The 15,702-nt window shown below is 50.5% G+C and carries 17 protein-coding genes; 9 read left to right on the plus strand and 8 right to left on the minus strand.

Features of this window, described 5'->3' with window-relative positions; all coding sequences use genetic code 11:
• Positions 1 to 311 precede the first annotated feature (311 nt).
• Positions 312 to 1,565: a uracil-xanthine permease family protein gene (locus CX651_RS12450; protein ID WP_101056313.1), complete on the minus strand. Its 1,254-nt coding sequence runs from the start codon at positions 1,563 to 1,565 to the stop codon at positions 312 to 314.
• 211 nt (positions 1,566 to 1,776) lie between these two features.
• Between CX651_RS12450 and CX651_RS12455 the strand changes: the two genes are divergently transcribed.
• Together CX651_RS12455 and hda are read left to right on the plus strand one after the other, a co-directional pair.
• A complete protein-coding gene (locus tag CX651_RS12455) occupies positions 1,777 to 2,922 on the plus strand; it encodes a DUF2066 domain-containing protein (RefSeq protein WP_101056314.1) in 1,146 nt (381 codons plus the stop codon).
• Positions 2,923 to 2,999: 77 nt separating this feature from the next.
• A complete protein-coding gene (gene hda / locus CX651_RS12460) occupies positions 3,000 to 3,710 on the plus strand; it encodes a DnaA inactivator Hda (protein WP_039032924.1) in 711 nt (236 codons plus the stop codon).
• Between the two features lie 79 nt (positions 3,711 to 3,789).
• Here the strand turns inward: hda and CX651_RS12465 are convergent, their stop codons facing one another.
• On the minus strand, positions 3,790 to 5,739 hold the full coding sequence (locus CX651_RS12465) for a PKD domain-containing protein (RefSeq protein ID WP_101056315.1): 1,950 nt from the start codon (positions 5,737 to 5,739) through the stop codon (positions 3,790 to 3,792).
• 325 nt (positions 5,740 to 6,064) lie between these two features.
• Here CX651_RS12465 and CX651_RS12470 point away from each other — a divergent pair, with 325 nt between their 5' ends.
• Complete coding sequence (locus CX651_RS12470) at positions 6,065 to 6,343, plus strand: peptidylprolyl isomerase (RefSeq protein WP_025010268.1); 279 nt, start codon at positions 6,065 to 6,067, stop codon at positions 6,341 to 6,343.
• On the opposite strand, the gene CX651_RS12475 is transcribed toward CX651_RS12470, so the two are convergent.
• From CX651_RS12475 to CX651_RS12480, 3 genes are read right to left on the minus strand one after another with little or no spacing between them, the layout of a single operon-like run.
• Positions 6,340 to 6,609: a hypothetical protein gene (locus CX651_RS12475; RefSeq protein WP_101056316.1), complete on the minus strand. Its 270-nt coding sequence runs from the start codon at positions 6,607 to 6,609 to the stop codon at positions 6,340 to 6,342. The genes CX651_RS12470 and CX651_RS12475 overlap by 4 nt on opposite strands.
• A 1-nt stretch (position 6,610) precedes the next feature.
• Positions 6,611 to 6,766, minus strand: a complete 156-nt coding sequence (locus tag CX651_RS19870) for a hypothetical protein (RefSeq protein ID WP_157822684.1) — start codon at positions 6,764 to 6,766, stop codon at positions 6,611 to 6,613.
• The gene (locus tag CX651_RS12480) at positions 6,763 to 7,236 is read right to left on the minus strand and encodes a mechanosensitive ion channel family protein (protein WP_093982769.1); all 474 of its coding nucleotides are present in this window, start codon (positions 7,234 to 7,236) and stop codon (positions 6,763 to 6,765) included. Before CX651_RS12480 ends, CX651_RS19870 begins: the two co-directional genes overlap by 4 nt.
• A 391-nt stretch (positions 7,237 to 7,627) precedes the next feature.
• Between CX651_RS12480 and CX651_RS20265 the strand changes: the two genes are divergently transcribed.
• From CX651_RS20265 to CX651_RS12505, 6 genes are all read left to right on the plus strand, one after another.
• Positions 7,628 to 8,677 (plus strand): EAL domain-containing protein, encoded by a 1,050-nt coding sequence (locus CX651_RS20265; protein WP_198552053.1) that lies wholly within the window; start codon positions 7,628 to 7,630, stop codon positions 8,675 to 8,677.
• 23 nt (positions 8,678 to 8,700) lie between these two features.
• On the plus strand, positions 8,701 to 9,006 hold the full coding sequence (locus CX651_RS20270; protein WP_268249216.1) for an EAL domain-containing protein: 306 nt from the start codon (positions 8,701 to 8,703) through the stop codon (positions 9,004 to 9,006).
• Positions 9,006 to 10,874 (plus strand): VRR-NUC domain-containing protein, encoded by a 1,869-nt coding sequence (locus tag CX651_RS12490; protein WP_101056317.1) that lies wholly within the window; start codon positions 9,006 to 9,008, stop codon positions 10,872 to 10,874. The genes CX651_RS20270 and CX651_RS12490 overlap by 1 nt, the downstream gene beginning before the upstream one ends.
• Positions 10,875 to 11,039: 165 nt before the next feature.
• Positions 11,040 to 11,573, plus strand: coding sequence for a PepSY-associated TM helix domain-containing protein (locus tag CX651_RS12495; RefSeq protein ID WP_373296827.1), 534 nt, complete (start codon positions 11,040 to 11,042; stop codon positions 11,571 to 11,573).
• 67 nt (positions 11,574 to 11,640) lie between these two features.
• A complete protein-coding gene (locus CX651_RS12500; RefSeq protein ID WP_101056319.1) occupies positions 11,641 to 12,174 on the plus strand; it encodes a DUF2271 domain-containing protein in 534 nt (177 codons plus the stop codon).
• A 3-nt stretch (positions 12,175 to 12,177) separates the two neighbouring features.
• On the plus strand, positions 12,178 to 13,002 hold the full coding sequence (locus tag CX651_RS12505; RefSeq protein ID WP_025010276.1) for a DUF4198 domain-containing protein: 825 nt from the start codon (positions 12,178 to 12,180) through the stop codon (positions 13,000 to 13,002).
• A gap of 291 nt (positions 13,003 to 13,293) precedes the next feature.
• Here CX651_RS12505 and CX651_RS12515 read toward each other — a convergent pair whose 3' ends face one another.
• The 3 genes from CX651_RS12515 to bepA all read right to left on the minus strand — a co-directional run bounded on the left by CX651_RS12515 (position 13,294) and on the right by bepA (position 15,614).
• Positions 13,294 to 13,671: a DUF2069 domain-containing protein gene (locus tag CX651_RS12515; protein ID WP_101056321.1), complete on the minus strand. Its 378-nt coding sequence runs from the start codon at positions 13,669 to 13,671 to the stop codon at positions 13,294 to 13,296.
• Complete coding sequence (arsC, locus tag CX651_RS12520) at positions 13,672 to 14,022, minus strand: arsenate reductase (glutaredoxin) (RefSeq protein ID WP_101056322.1); 351 nt, start codon at positions 14,020 to 14,022, stop codon at positions 13,672 to 13,674.
• A gap of 122 nt (positions 14,023 to 14,144) precedes the next feature.
• Complete coding sequence (bepA, locus tag CX651_RS12525; protein ID WP_101056323.1) at positions 14,145 to 15,614, minus strand: beta-barrel assembly-enhancing protease; 1,470 nt, start codon at positions 15,612 to 15,614, stop codon at positions 14,145 to 14,147.
• Between the last annotated feature and the right edge of the window lie 88 nt (positions 15,615 to 15,702).

Genomic DNA, 15,702 nt, shown 5'->3' on the forward strand with positions numbered 1-15,702 from the left:
GTCTGCGAGGAGACTTGTCCATCCTCTTTATAGACAAACGCCCTAAGCCAAATCGGCCTAGGGCGGTAAAAATATCAAAGACCCGATATCCTGTTAATCACAAGGCAGCTCCGCTTAAGTGAACTACGTTGCGGGTATGTCCTGGGGATTTTTGTTTGCTGAACATCCCAGACGGTTTTTATTCGAGTCTGTGAGGCTCGTTAGGTGTTCTTATGCTCCCCATTGGGAAATGACAGATTAGAAGTAAAAAAACCGATGACAATGGCATCGGTTTTTTTACTTAATATGTTTTAACGCAGCAAGTACTCAGTTTAGGTTTCATCTGCTACAGAGTTAACGGTTTTGCTCGTGTGAGGCTTGCTGTTTGGCAGCAACAGGTTCATCAATATGGCTACGATACCACAAAGGCTGATGCCGGTGAGGCTGAATGAACCTATACCGAAAGCCATACCTCCGATACCGAATACCAGTGTCACTCCAACGATAGAAAGGTTGCGAGGCTCACTGAGATCCACCTGGTGTTTGATTAGTGAGTTGAGGCCCACTGCAGCGATAGAGCCGAACAACAGACACATGATACCTCCCATTACAGGTACCGGAATGGTCTGCATCAGAGCACCCAGCTTGCCGACGAAGGCCAGCAAAATAGCAGTAATGGCTGTCCAGGTCATAATTCTAGGATCGAAGTTGCGCGTCAGGGTTACTGCGCCAGTGACCTCAGAATAAGTGGTGTTGGGTGGGCCGCCAAAGGCGGTAGCTGCTATGGTGGCAACACCGTCACCTGCTAGAGTGCGATGTAAGCCGGGCTTTTTCAGGTAATCTTTACCGGTAACATTGGAGATAGCCAGAATATCCCCTATGTGCTCCACCGCAGGGGCGATGGCAACCGGGATCATGAAGGCTATGGCGTGCCAGTTAAATTCAGGAGCGACGAAGTTAGGCATGGCCAGCCAGGCGGCTTCGTGTACAACATTGAAGTCCACTATGCCGTAATACAGACTCAAGCTGTAACCGACGACAATGCCGGCCAGGATTGGCATCAGCCTCAGCAGTCCCTTGGCAAAGATGGCCACGGCTATGGTAGTCAGGAGTGATGCCAAAGAAACAAACAGCGCGGTATCTTGGGCAACAATTACTTGGCTGCCATCTCCGCTTTTACCAAGCGCCATATTCACCGCAACTGGTGCCAGGCCGAGACCTATGATGATAATAACCGGCCCCACCACTACAGGGGGCAGAAGCCTCATTATAATGCCGCTACCACGCAGCTTTACCACAGAGGCCAATATTAGGTAAACACAGCCGGCAGCCATCAACCCGCCCATGGTGGCTGGGATGCCCCAAGTTTGGACGCCATACATAACAGGTGGAATAAAAGCAAAAGACGACGCGAGGAAAACAGGGATTTGACGTTTGGTGATCAGTTGGAATAACAGGGTGCCGAATCCGGCGGTAAACAGGGCTACGCTGGTATCGAGGCCGGTGAGCAACGGCATCAGCACCAGGGCTCCGAAAGCGACAAACAACATTTGTGCGCCTTGCAGAGGACGGGCAAGGTATTTCATTTTTTTATCCGTATTGTGGTTAAACCGGCCAATATTACCAGATGGCCACAATGTGTGGGGGGCTATTTGCCGTTTCAGATCAAATTTTTCACAATTTCCGCAGCTGAACCCGAGATGAACCAAGAGGCAGGTTTTTCATCTCCATCGGCTCGCCAAGTGGGGCATATATGATACACTTTTGCCATTCCGACCATTTTTTACCGTCGCAAAGATGCTGAATTCATTTGTAAAGCCAGTTGTTTTTCTTTCCCTGTTCTGCGCCACAACTTTGGTTCAGGCTGTAGAGGTTAAACAGCTGGATGAAGCTACTGTAGCCGTTGGGTCTAGATCCAGTGCCGAGAAGAGCAAGGGGCTCAAGAAGGCATTGGAAGATGTTATTTTAAAAAATTCCGGCTCACGCAGCGCTCTCGAAAGTCCTGAGATCCAAGCCAAACTTGCCAATGCCAATGCCCTGGTCAGTCAATTTGGTTATCTTGATACCGATGAAGGGCTCAAGCTAAAAGCCAATTTCGATCACCGTAAGATAGTCGACATGTTGCGTAACGCAGGCTTGCCTGTATGGGGCAAACAGCGCCCTTTAACTCTGTTTTGGCTTAGTACGGATATCAACAATGAAAGGGTTATCCTAAGTGATGACTCAAGCGCTGAAGAGCGCAAGGCGTTTGCCGATGCCTCAATGGAACGTGGTGTGCCGCTGATGTTTCCTTTGATGGATCTTGATGATTTGATGCGTATCAATGTCAATGACGTGCGCGGTTTGTTTGCCGATACTGTTGCTACGGCCTCCGCTCGCTATCAGGCTGACTTCTTTGCGATGGGCGCACTTGAGGCAAATGGCAGTGAATTCAACTATCAGCTAGTACTTTATCCCAAGACAGATATCAGTCAGTCCTTTGGCCAACCTCTGCTCAATCGTCAGGGACAAGCTGCCAGTAAAGACGAGGCTGTGGCCGAGATGATGTTGTCACTGTCCGATTACTTTGTTTCCCGTTACGCCATAGCCGACTCGGGGGATGGTTTACTGAGCAAGGTACGTTTTACCGGCATCAGCCAGATGAAGCAGTTGGTGGAAATTGAGGCATTTCTCAATCAACTCAGCGCGGTGCGTGAAGCAAGCCTTAGCACTCTGCAGGGGGATAGCGCTACTTTTAAGGTGCAACTCTTTGGCTCGGAAGATGACTTGAAAAACCTGTTGCGTTTGGAGCCTCGCTTATCTGCGGCACAGAGCGGTTTTCAAGATGTCGCCGACGGCCAGGGCTACGATGGTTTTAACTCATTGCCTCAAGCAACCGAGAACACAGAATTCAACGAGAATGTGAGCCAGCCCCTAGGTCCTTACCAGTGGCACAGCCGTTGAGGTTTTAACCGCGGCGCCAGTCATGCTAGACTTGGCGCCCGCATTTTTTGATTGACCGCGATTGGGAACGACCCTGAGTGACACAAAACTCACCCTTGCAACTTTCACTGCCCGTTCACTTGCCGGACGATGAGACTTTTAACAGTTACTATCCTGCGGCAGGAAACGATGAACTTATCCAGACCCTGAGGGCCTGTGCTGAAGGCCACAGCCAGGGGGCTGTTTATTTATGGGGACCGGTAAAATCGGGAAGAACCCATTTGATGCACGCCGCCTGTGCCCACGCTAATGAATTGGAACGCAGCAGTTTTTACATTCCTCTGGGTATTCATGCTAGTATCTCCACCGCTTTACTCGAAGGGTTGGAGCAACTCGATCTGGTTTGTATCGATGATGTCGATGCCATAGCCGGTCATCCTTTATGGGAAGAGGCGATATTCGATCTTTATAACCGGGTAGCCGAACAGAAACATTGCGCTCTGGTGGTCAGTGGCAGTGCTGCGCCCATAGATGCCGGTTTTGCCTTACCGGATCTGGTCTCAAGGATGCAGTGGGGACTCAATTATCAACTCCAGCCCATGGCCGATGAAGAAAAGTTGGTGGCATTGCAGCGCCGAGCTGCAATGCGTGGCCTGCAGTTACCAGAAGATGTAGGCCGCTTTCTGCTGAATCGTTTGGCCAGAGACTTACGAACCTTGTTCGATGTGCTGGACAGGCTGGACAAGGCTTCTATGGTTCATCAACGTAAGTTGACCATTCCCTTTATCAAAGAGATGCTACGGCTTTAGTCCTTAGTTCGCTAAAGATAGTAAAAGCAGCGCTGCCCTAGAGCAGCGCTTTTTTTACAATGACAAACCAAAATAACAGTCAGGGTCTGTTTATCCCCACAGGAGTTCTGTGACGATCGCCACTCAAACGCAGCGGCACTTGAGTCTGTTCACTCTGTTGCTGATGCTGGATATTGCTCTTCGGCGCCATTGGCGTGGCTGATATGCCGAGGTTGGCGGCCCAGCTCAGGCCTGGCTGCATCTGCAGCGGCGCCGGCAAACTATCCAGCAGCAGCTGATTATTAAGCTCAGGCATCATCTCATTCAGCACCAAGCTTGTGCGGTTTCTAAGTTCAATGGCGCCGATACGTCCCCGTTGGCCCCAGTCAACAATGATGCTGTTTGCGGTCACGGTTACGGGTTTATCTGTGACTGCCACATCCCGCTGTACCCCAAGGCGATAGCTCATCATGGCTTCTTCAAACAGCATGGCGGCGTCTTCTCTAGAGGTGCTGTAGTTGTAAAAATCATTGGCTCTGTCGGCAGAGAAGAAGCTGCTGACATCCCCGGGCGAGTATGCCTTTTGGGTGGCTGTGGCGGTTTCACCCATAAAGCTTACGCTGGCCAGGGCACTCATTTCTGTGCTATTCAGCGGATAGGCGTTGCTGAGTTGATCCGATATCAAGGCTTTTTGCGTCGTGCGCCGGTAAAAGTCGTCCAACAAAGTCGGCCCCTCAAGGCTTGAATGAACACTGCGCGGGAAAAAGTCATTGGCATGGGCCAACTCGTGGTATAGAAGCGAGGAGAGATCGGTTGTCAACTCGCTTATAGGGCGGTTGCTGCGCTGGCTGCGTTCACGGTAGAGAGAGGCATAATCGTTGTCTTTGACATAACGCCAGGGGATCAGGAACTGCAGCTCATTACCGAAACCGGCACGATAGTCCGGCGCTTCATTGATACTATCGCGCTCGGTTGCCGTCAGCCAAAGGTCTTCCGGATCCAGGTAAATGGCGCCGGTAACCACCCAGTAAAAGGAAGGACGGATATCGTAGCTTATCACCACGGCGGTGACAGATTGCAATAAAGTGGCAAAGTCACCATGAGTGTCCATCTGTTCGATAAAGGCTTCAAAATTACGCCCCATCCAGTCGTGGGATACCAGTACCCGGTCCATTATCACTTCTTTATCACTGATACCGCCGGCGCCTTGCCCAATCAAAGGTAAGGTGTTGAGCTGGCAAGCGCTTAACTGATTGGAATAAGTGCAGCGTTTTAGTACATCGGCATAAGGTGAGTTACGCCTGTAGGCATGGGTGCGAGCAACTGGCGCATCAAAGTACTCTGAGGTAATTTGCGCTTCATCAGTTATCAGTATGCTGACTTCATCGCTTAAGATCTCGCCATTAACATTGGCGCTGGCTCTCAAGATCACCCCCGTATCCTGGCTAACCTCGGGGGCGACAAATAAAGGACGTTCAAGGTTGGACAAGTCCAGATTAAGATCAGGCCCGGCAGCAATACACCAGTTGATGTTGTTTGCCGCAGCGCCATTGACTCTATCCAGTCGTACGCTGACATTGTTGCCCTCTACCACCTGATGATCCTGGCGAATGTTAAGGCCATTTTCCACTGCCACTGTCAGGCTGACAGTCTCTTGCAAGCTGAGATCATTGCCGCTGACATTCAACTGAAAGCGGTAGTCACCGCTTTGTGGCGGCACAAACGCCAGCACTGGGCTGTCATTAATGGCTATATCGACACTGGGCCCTGACAATTGCTGCCATTGGAACAGCATATTTCGGCTGTTAAGCGTGCCCAGAGTGGCAATAACACTACTTTGCTGGCCGGCTAAGTAGTGGCTTTGCAACTTAAAAACCAGACCCGATGCCGTTGTTTGATTGTTGAATTCACTTTGTTGCTCACAGCGCGACAAGGCCGGAGGTGGAGTAACGACAGGAGGGATAAGGTCACCACTATCATCGTTGCCACCACCGCCACAGGCGGTGAGTAAGAGGGTACAGCTTAAAGGGAGGTAAGACAGTATCTTCATGGCACGACTCCACTTGGTTGACTGCTTGTTATTGTTTGTTGTTGTTTTATATAAAAATGGTTGTAACTATTGGGTACTATAGCACGGGCCAGTAGGGTCACCAATAGTCCGGGAGAATGGGAATTTTGTTGCAAACTATGTAGTAGGAGAGTGGTGGCAGAACCTATTTGAAGCTCTGACATAAGTTTGGTTAAAGTTTGCCCCAAGGCAAATAAGGTCAAAATTGCGCAGCTTGTTTCATGTCGAATGGGGGGAGGATTCAAGATTATGGTAAAATCGCCTGTTATTGGTTAGCGAACGAAGATGACTCAGGAGAAACAACAACATGGCCCGAGCTTGTGCCCGACACATTTTGGTTAAAACCCGTGAAGAAGCGGAAAAACTCAAGGCCCGGATCGCCAAAGGGGAAGACTTTGGCAAGCTGGCGAAACAATACTCTCAGTGTCCTTCCAAAAAACGCGGCGGCGATCTCGGGGAGTTTGGCCCGGGGCAGATGGTCAAGGCCTTCGATCAAGTGGTGTTCAAAAAGCCTGTGCTGGAAGTACATGGTCCGGTCAAAACACAGTTCGGTTTTCATCTGATCCAGACTATTTATCGTAATTAAGCTAAAGCCTGCGGCGGTTTTCTGGCAAAGGCTCGATAGCTCTGAGCCGTATCGTCGGCCAAAGTTCTACAGGCTGTGACTTCATCTTTCAGGTCGACAAAGTCTTCCAGCAGCTCCTGCAATTGCATGGGCGTGTGGTAACACATAGGCGTGCCCAGCCCTGAGGTGAAACATTTCGCCATGGGGGCGCAAAACTCAGTCAGGTGGAACAAGCAACCCGGCTTAAGCACGCGTTTAAGCTCCAATATGGCGGCTTTTTGTGCCATTTCAGATGGCATGCAGGTCAAAACGGCGCAGCTCAACACCGCATCCAAACTCCAGTATTCTGGCATCGGGTTTCACCAAGTGGCAGAAGCGCTGCACATCGATTTCCAGATTGAAATTGACCTGGTTGGCAACCTTATCCCAAAGCTGCGCCGTCATTGCTTATCCTCATCAATAATGGAAACTTTATTGTTGAGGAACAAAGAGTTGGGAACCAGATGCGTCACGCCTTCATCCTTTACCGTGATATAACGCAGATTGAGATCCACCACAGTCCCCTTGGAGCCGGTAATATCGATTTTATTGCCAAGTTTTATCGGCTTATAAAGCACTATCATAATGCCGGCAATCAGGTTGGATATGGCATCTTTGAGAGCAAAACCCAGAGCAAAACCCGTGAGCCCGAGCCCGGCAACCAAGGCGCCAACATCAAAGCCCAACTTGGATAAGGCCAAGACGGCACCGATAAATATCAGTACCACGCGCTGGGAATTGGAGATCAAACGAAACGATTCGCTGGCTGCCGAGTCAAAGCGGGCGGCCACTTGTTTCAGGAAACGGTCGATAACCAGGCTGACCACCACAAATGCAGCAAACACCAGGATTGCCTGGATGACATTTTCATTCATTCTTCTGCTCCGAATAATTAAATCTTAATCGTTGAAATTTTCAGTTTTCCGCCCCAAATAACCAAATGTTGAGATAGAAGCAAGAGTCAATCTTTAAGTTTCAGTCACTTACGAAAACTAGGCTCGACGTTTTATCGAGCAATTCCCCTGGTTCTGACTGCAAACGGTTTTATACTGCAGAATAGAGTATTTGCTACCAGCGTTATTGTATCTGGCACTCTGGCTGGGTATAAGTGGATAACATTTTGCGAGGACGATAATCATGAAGGCCGTATCCGAGAACAAACGGGTTTTGTTACTGTTGCTGTTACCTGTTGTTCTCTTGCTGCTATCAGCGGAGTTATTACTAAGGCCAGTGACCTCTATAATAGTCAAAAATCAGTTCAAGCTCATGGAAGAGTACCTTAGTCAGAGACAGCACTCTATCAATGACATTATTCTCCACCAAGTACCAGAGTTTCATTTTGATTGTGGCCCGCAAGACGCCAAACTATTGCGATCACCGGAAAATTACAATCGCTATTTTCGGGTGATGGGGATAAAAACCAAAACCGGCATGGGCTGCAGTTCGCTCGGCTCGGATTTACTATTGCCGGATCTTCCCGATGAGGCCTTCATAGGGCGGGGCTTTGGCCTTACCACTACAGGCGCCATGTTCGACACCGAGCAGGAACTCTTGATTTATTTCAGAAGCAATGGCAATACCGCTTACTGGATTTTGGACAGCAGTTGGATCCGTGAAATTATCAATCTTCCCTGCCGCGATTGTTTTTACATAGAGTTTCTACATCATGCCCCAGGTTCCGAAGGGCTGGTATTTGAGCGCGGCAATCGCTCGGTACCCAAAGAATCTCATGTGCATTTTCTCAGTGTGATGGACAAGCAGCATCAGGTGGAGCAAAAACTCTGGTTTGGAAAGAAACTCGATGATTATGCCAGAGAAAAGATCTTTGTTTATGGTTTACCCTTGAGCGTGTTACTCGGAATGCTGCTCGCCGGGGCTTATTGGCTCTATCTGAGCTACCACAGTTCGCTCAAGAGTATGATCCAAAGGGGAATTGCCCGGCAGGAGTTTATCCCTTTCTATCAACCCATAGTCGATATTAATCAGGGCAAAATTGTCGGTTATGAAGTCCTGGTGCGCTGGAAGAAGGGCAAGGAGTTTATTCCCCCGGCCGCCTTTGTAGAGCATGCCGAAGCCTGTGGCCTGATCATTCCCATTACCGAATCTTTGCTGCAGCAGGTACTGCAACAACTGCCGAAGCTGGAGAGCGGTACTTGGGTCAGTATCAACCTGGTGGCAAAACATCTTGAGGAGGCTCATGTCAGTCGCGTGCTGCAACAGCATAATTGGCCGGAGCCGGACAGACTTAAATTTGAGATCACCGAACGTTTGCCTATTGCCGACATTGACGCGCCAGGCAGGAAATCGCCAGGCTGACAGAGAGGGGGTACAGCTTTAAAATTGATGACTTCGGCACCGGATATGGCGGTTTTAAGTATATTCAAACCTTGGGGATCGACAGCATCAAGATAGATAAGATGTTTATCGATACCATAGGCACCAATGATCTCAAGCGTGGTGTGCTGGATGCCATTATCGCCTTTGGTATGGAGTCAGGGCTTGAGATGATAGTCGAAGGCGTGGAGACGGCGGAGCAGGTGGAGTACCTCAAAAAGCGCGGTATATTCCTGCTGCAGGGATACTATTTCGCCCGCCCCATGCCGGTTGAACAACTGAAAACCGTGAAATCAGATGAAGTTCCCTAATGGTAGAAACCTTAGCGGCAAAAACCTTAGTGAAACCGGCCACTCTTGAACTTGCAAGCGATTATTACCTGAGCAATTTTGAGCTCTTGCTGGAGGGTAGCCGCCGCTATCTGGATATTTTGCCAAGCGAGCTTGCCAGGTTACGCGCGGCATACCTTGCCTGCTCCAAGCCTTCGCGGATGTTGCTGGTGCGTCTCTTGTCCCGCAAGGGCGAGTGGTTTCGCACCGATAAGCTTAACTACCCGGAAATAGGGGCTCTGGAGCCTGCGATAAAGGGGCTTGAGCAAGCGGAGCTCATCAGCACTTCATCATTGCCAAATACTGAAACCTGGCTCAAAGGGGTCACCCTCACAGAGCTGCGCCGGGCGCTTCTCAAACTGCAACAGAGTCGAGCCTCGGAGGGCGAGAATAGTCTCGGGAGCCTGGTCGATATTGCGCAGCATCTAGGTAAAAACATAAATGGTGCCTCAAAGGAGACGCTGAAACGTACAATGCTGGCGCTCGGGCCCGAAGACTCACAGTTAGTGATTGGCGAACTGAACTCTGAGCTTGACATAGACTGGCTTGAGCTTAAATGCCAGAGGCTTCTCGATGGCCTATTGCTGCTCTATTTTGGCAACCGTTATCAGGATCTGAGCCAGTTTGTGCTCAGCGATCTGGGCTTGCAGCGCTTTGAAGTCACAGTGCTGGACAAGGCCCACCGCGCCTATGACAGCTCAGAGCAGCTTAACGTCGCGTTGGCATTTGGCCATATGAGTCAACAGATAGAAGAGGCGATTCTTGCCAAACAGCTGCTGGATATTCCATTACTGCTTGAGCAGCTTAACGCCGTTTCAGCAATGCCCGAGGCCAACCCATTACTCGAGCGGCACCGGCAAAAACTACTGACGCTGATAGGCCGCGAGGCCGAAAGGCAAGGGCAAACCACTCTTGCCATCAGTGTTTATTCGCAGTGCGAACATTGGCAGGCAAGGGAACGTCTGTGCCGTTGCCTGGAAAAACAGGCTCAGTGGCAGGCTCTGACTCATGCGCTGCTGCATCTTTGCGACCTTGCCGGTAATGAGAGTCAGTGGCAAATCATAGAACGTATTGGCAAACGCCTGCTTAAAAAATTGCCAAATGGCAAAGACAGCAAGTTTGCCTCACCATCAGGCCATGGTGAAGCGCCTGATTCCTTGGCGCTTGAATCTTTGATGTTAAGGCTGCAAGCGCTGAATGAAAATGTGCCGGGTAGACTGGGTGCGCCGCCAGCGATAGCTCTGCAACTCACTCCCAATGGTGAACGAGTTGAAATGCGTGTCGCTGCGCACTTTGAAGCGCTCGGTTACCGGGCGTTTTTTCTCGAGAATGCCTTGCTTTGTGGCCTCTTTGGACTCGCCTTTTGGGACATTATTTTTGCCCCCGTTAAGGCGGTATTCGATAATCCATTTCAGCGCAGCCCACGGGATATGTTCACCGAGGAGTTTGTCAGTCGGCGTCAAGAGGCCATCACGGCGCGTCTTGATGAAATCGCTCGGGAGCCCGGCGCTGTTATTTGGCGCCATTTTCAGCAAAAGCAAGGACTGGCAAACGATTGGGTTTACTGGGAAAACCTGCCGAAACAGGCGCTGGAGCTAACGCTGGCGGCACTTTCCGGCGCGAGGCTCGCTCAGGTATTTGAATGTATGCTTGGCGATCTCAAGCATTACCGCAGTGGCCATCCGGATCTTGTGTTATTTGACGCCGAAGGGCGTATCAGCTGGCTTGAAGTCAAAGGCCCGGGCGATAAACTGGCCGATCATCAAATATACTGGCTCAACTTCCTCAGTGACTTGGGAGAGGCACGGGTTTGCTATGTTGACTGGGTAACGGCTGGCGAGTGTAAATAAGGTAAATAGCATTAAGGTAAGAATGATTGTTATTTAATATTGACCAATAACAGTCAATTAACAGGTTGCCCACCGGCGGCCTGTGCCATGTGGAAACCTTAATTGAAGTTCAGAGTCAGCAAATCATCGCTCCATTTCGCCCGCATCGTTCATATCTATGTTTCCATGGCACTGCTGCTGTTGATGCTGTTCTTTGCCTTTACCGGCATCACTCTCAATCATCCTGATTGGTTTATCCGCCAGGGCGGAGAAAGCCTGGCATCGGAAGAAGTCCTGCCGGGATTTTTGTTGCCGGTGAATAGTGAAGATCCGGATTGGCGCGAAGCCACAGCGCATTGGCTCAGTAGCCACTGGGGAGTGGATGGTCACAGCGCCGAGTTCAGTGAAGATGAAGTGGCGCTGGTGCACAAGGGGCCTGGGCGCTATCAGAGTATTACCCTGGATCTGCTGGACGGGAAAGCCTATATCGAGCAGATAGATTATGGTCTTATCGCAGTACTCAATGATCTGCATAAGGGCCGTAACAGCGGCACCTTGTGGGTTTGGCTACTGGATCTCAGCTCAATTCTTATCATCCTGTTTTCCCTGACCGGCGCTTTCCTGCTGTTGCCTCAGAGCCGTAGATTGAAAAAATCCTTACTGGCCATGGCCGGTGTCAGCAGTGCCTGTGCCCTTATCTATCTGCTGTTTGTTCCTTGAGTTCAAAGTAACAAATAGCAAAGCATGAACTCGTACCCACCTTTGGTGTGTTGTGAATGGAGAATGTATGAATGGCAAACCTTTGAAAACCAGATTGTCTCTGTCTCTGGCGGTATTACTGAGTAGCAGCTTAACCCTGGGGCAGGCCCAAGCCGATTCGCTGGAGATTAATCTGACACTGCCGGAAATCACCACGGGCCAATACCACAGGCCTTACACAGCCGTGTGGGTGGAGGATGCCAAAGGGCAGAGCGTGCGAACCTTGAGCCTTTGGGTCATGCAGGAAGGCGAGGGGTACAAGTGGCTGAAAGACATTCGTCGCTGGTGGCGCAAGGCCGGGCGGGATGACATGAACTTTGTCGATGCCATTGCATCGGCAACACGGCCAGCGGGCAAGTATCCCATCAGCTGGGACCTCAAAGATGACCAAGGGAGCCAGGTTGCCAATGGTAAATATACCTTGCTGGTGGAAGTGGTACGTGAGCACGGTGGCCGGGATTTGGTACGACACAAATTTCAGCTCGACGGCAAGCCCTTCAAAGCTGAAATAGTGCCCACCATAGAAACCGGCACGATTAGCCTTCAATACCTAGTGGAGTAAAAGATGATGAAAACAAGCAAACTCTTGTTGGCCCTGGGGGCCTGTCTGTTGGCACAAACGGCGCAGGCCCATGACAGATTTATACTGCCCAGCCAGTTCAATGTCTCTGCCGATCCCGGTAAAGGTGTGTGGATCACTTCAGATGTCAGCGCCAGTAATGAAGTCTTCCTGTTTGACAAACCTTTTGGCTCTGAAGATGTGCAAATCATCACGCCATCCGGCACCAAGGAGCGACCATCCTCGAGCTACCGCGGCAGCCGTAAGTCTGTGTTTGACTATCGCCTGACCGAAGACGGCACCTACAGATTCGAGAAAGAGACCCAGCCAAGATATATGTCGCGCTATAAGCTCAAGGGCCAGCAAGACAGCGTCCGTAGTCGTACCGACAAGCAAACCACCAAGGCGATGATGCCCAAAGGGGCGTACGATCTCGAAGGGGCGCTGTATTTCTCTCGGGTCGAGTCCTATGTCACCCTCAACAAGCCAAGTGACAAGGCTTTTGAAGTGAAAGGGGAATACCTGGAACTCAAACCCTTGACCCATCCGGCTGACATAGTCGAGCAGGAACCCACTGAGCTGCAATTCTATTTCCAGGGTAAAGTGATTGCCGGTGTGGAAGTTGCGATTGTGAAGGAAGGCACGCTTTATCGTAACCAGAAACAGGAATTGACGCTGACCTCAGACAAAGAAGGCAAGGTGAGTTTTGAACTGCCCAGCGCCGGCCGCTATATGTTGCATGCATCATTCGAGCAACCTAACGCCGACACTCGTCTTGCGGATAAGACAGTCAGTGAAATTTTCCTCACTTTCGAGGCCGGTCTGCAATAACCTTTGGTAAATAAATTGCTCTAAGCTGGCACTTTCAAGGCTTATCACCTTATGAGTGCCTGTCACACTTGTATTGCTGCGGCTTTCAGCCGCATTGATTTTTGGAGGCACTGTATCTTGTGATCTGAACCTTTAATTATCTTGGAAAGCTTTCCTGTTTTATTATCAATAATATCAGTAGTCTCCAGCACTCTTTCTGAGCTTTTGGGGTAGAGAATAGCGAGATTTTCTTTGAACCATGTCAAGGGATTAAAAATCCCCCTGGATGTCACTGTTTCAGGGGGAAGTCTTTCAGTCCTTGGTGCGTTTCTTGAGTCCAAGCCCCAACTCGCGGCCGCGCTTGCGGGCGTAGAAGGGCATGCTGATCAGTAAGCATGCGATCAATAGACTCTCAATCAGCGCAAACCACCATTCATTGCCCTGGGCTATATAGAGCAAGGTCAAGCCGTGCAAAAAATAGAGACAGAGAATGAAGCTGGCCCAAGCAAAGGTATAGGGGTTGCCTTTGAGGATCCCCGCTAGCGGCAGCAGCAAGGGCACCAGCCAAAGACTGGTAAACAGCAGTGAGTATTCGCCGTTGAGCCCCTTATCGATAAAGGCATAGGCCAACAAGGCCGTCAGTAACAGATAGCCCGTGCGTGAGACTTGTAATAGCGCATGACTGCTCATTTACAGGATCGCCAACACGTTTTCCGGTGGACGGCCAATGGCGGCTTTACCCTTGGCAAGCACGATTGGTCGTTCTATCAACTTGGGAGTAGCTACCATGGCGGCAATCAACTGGGCTTCTGTCAGCTCAGGATTATTCAACCCCTGAGCCTTGTATTCTTCTTCTTTGGTGCGCATCAGTTCACGGGCACTGATGCCCAGTTTGGCCAACAGCTCACTGATTGTGGCAGCATCGGGTACTTGTTTCAGATACTCGACAATCTGGATTTCGACGCCTTTGGACTCCAGTAGTGCCAGTGTTTCACGGCTCTTGGAGCAGCGTGGATTATGGAAAATAGTGACCTGGGTCATGGGTTTTCTCTTTACCTTGGCTGAAAAGTGCGACGATGATAGCAAAAATCTGCGCTGACGTCAGGGGAAAGTGGCCCGGCGAATGGGCCAATGAAAACCAGCATAATCAAAGTTTAAGCAAACTATTTCTTCAATTCGTCCAGCGCCCTGTCAGCGATTCGGAATTGGCGTATCTTGGCCTCGATTCTGGCAATCTGCAATGGCTGACCATCGGCGGCCTTGTAGGCAAAGTTGAGCTGATCGATAGCCCCCTTATAATTGGCCCGCAGAGCCATGGATTCCGCATTGGAAAAGTGTTCCAGCGTCTTATTACCGGTTTGTTTGTAAGCTTCGGTGAGTAATTGATAGGGCAAGGGATTTTGCTTATCCAGAAACGCCATGTCCTCGAGGATCGGGATTGCCCGCTCTGGCTGTTTACTTTCGAGATAAACGCTGGCCAGGTTGGCGTTGATCACTTGGGAGGTAGGTTTGAGCCGTCGCTGGGCTTCCAACATCTTTATCGCGCCCTGATAATCTTTACGCTCCACCAGCAGGTCGGTTTTGGTATCGAGATAGAAGAGGTTGTCCTGATCTTTTTCCAGCAATTGATCTATGAGTTGCTCGGATTGTTTGAAGTCCTTGAGGCGAAACAGTGCCAATGCCTTACCATAGAGGGCCGCATCTTTAAAAGCATAGTTATGCTTGGCTAATTGGGTTTCAAAAAGTGACAGAGCCGCATCGTCGCTGTAGCTGGAAAAGCGCACCTGGATCCTGGCCTTGGCCAGGTGGAAGTTAAGGTTGTCTGCCACATATCTGTGTGGATACTGAGCCGCGCGGTTACGGGCATCGGTGATCCGCGACTCGGGCAGGGGGTGAGTCAGCAGCATTTGCGGCGGCTTGGAGGTAAAACGGTAACGGGCCGCCAGTTTGCCGAAGAAGTTGGCCGAGGCGTTGGGATCAAAACCTGATTCCACCAGAATTTGCATGCCTATCCTGTCGGCTTCTTTTTCATGCAAGCGGGTATAGTTTATTTTGGACTGGGTCGACAGCGCCTGAGTGGTGGCCAGTGCCGCCATCCCGGCCTGAGGCGCCGCTATGGTCAGCAATATTGCGCCGAGCAGCCCGGCAATGGTGGCCGGACTGGCTTTCTCCTGGGCTTCGAGTGAGCGCGCCAGGTGCCTCTGGGTTACGTGAGTAATTTCGTGCGCCAGTACCGAGGCCAATTCACTTTCATTGTCGGCGTTGAGAAATAGGCCTGTATGGATTGCCACATGGCCGCCGAAAAAGGCAAAGGCGTTGATTTCATCGTTTCGCAGCAGGAAAAAGTAGAAGGGTGTCTTGACTCCGGTGGCATGCGCCACCAATTTGTTACCCAGTTCTGTGGCATATTGGCTCAAAACAGGATCGGATAACACAGGCGCCTGGGAACGAATGACCCGCATATAGGCGTCACCATAGACCATCTCTTTTTCGAGACTGAAGGTGTTGACGGCGGCGGTACCGAGATCCGGCAGGTCGTTATTGGCGAAACTATGGCTGGCGGTGGCAAGTAAAAGGGTAGTGGCACCGGCCAGAATGGATTGTCGGAACTTGGAAAAAGTCAAAGTACTCAAGCTGATTAAATTTCCTGTATGCCACTAATGCATAACTGCCTGGCTTGTGGTTTCAGTTGCAACTTAGGATAATAGCCGAGGTTTATGT

The sequence above is a fragment of the Shewanella chilikensis genome (assembly GCF_002836945.1).
In the GTDB taxonomy this organism is placed as follows: Bacteria; Pseudomonadota; Gammaproteobacteria; order Enterobacterales; family Shewanellaceae; genus Shewanella; species Shewanella chilikensis.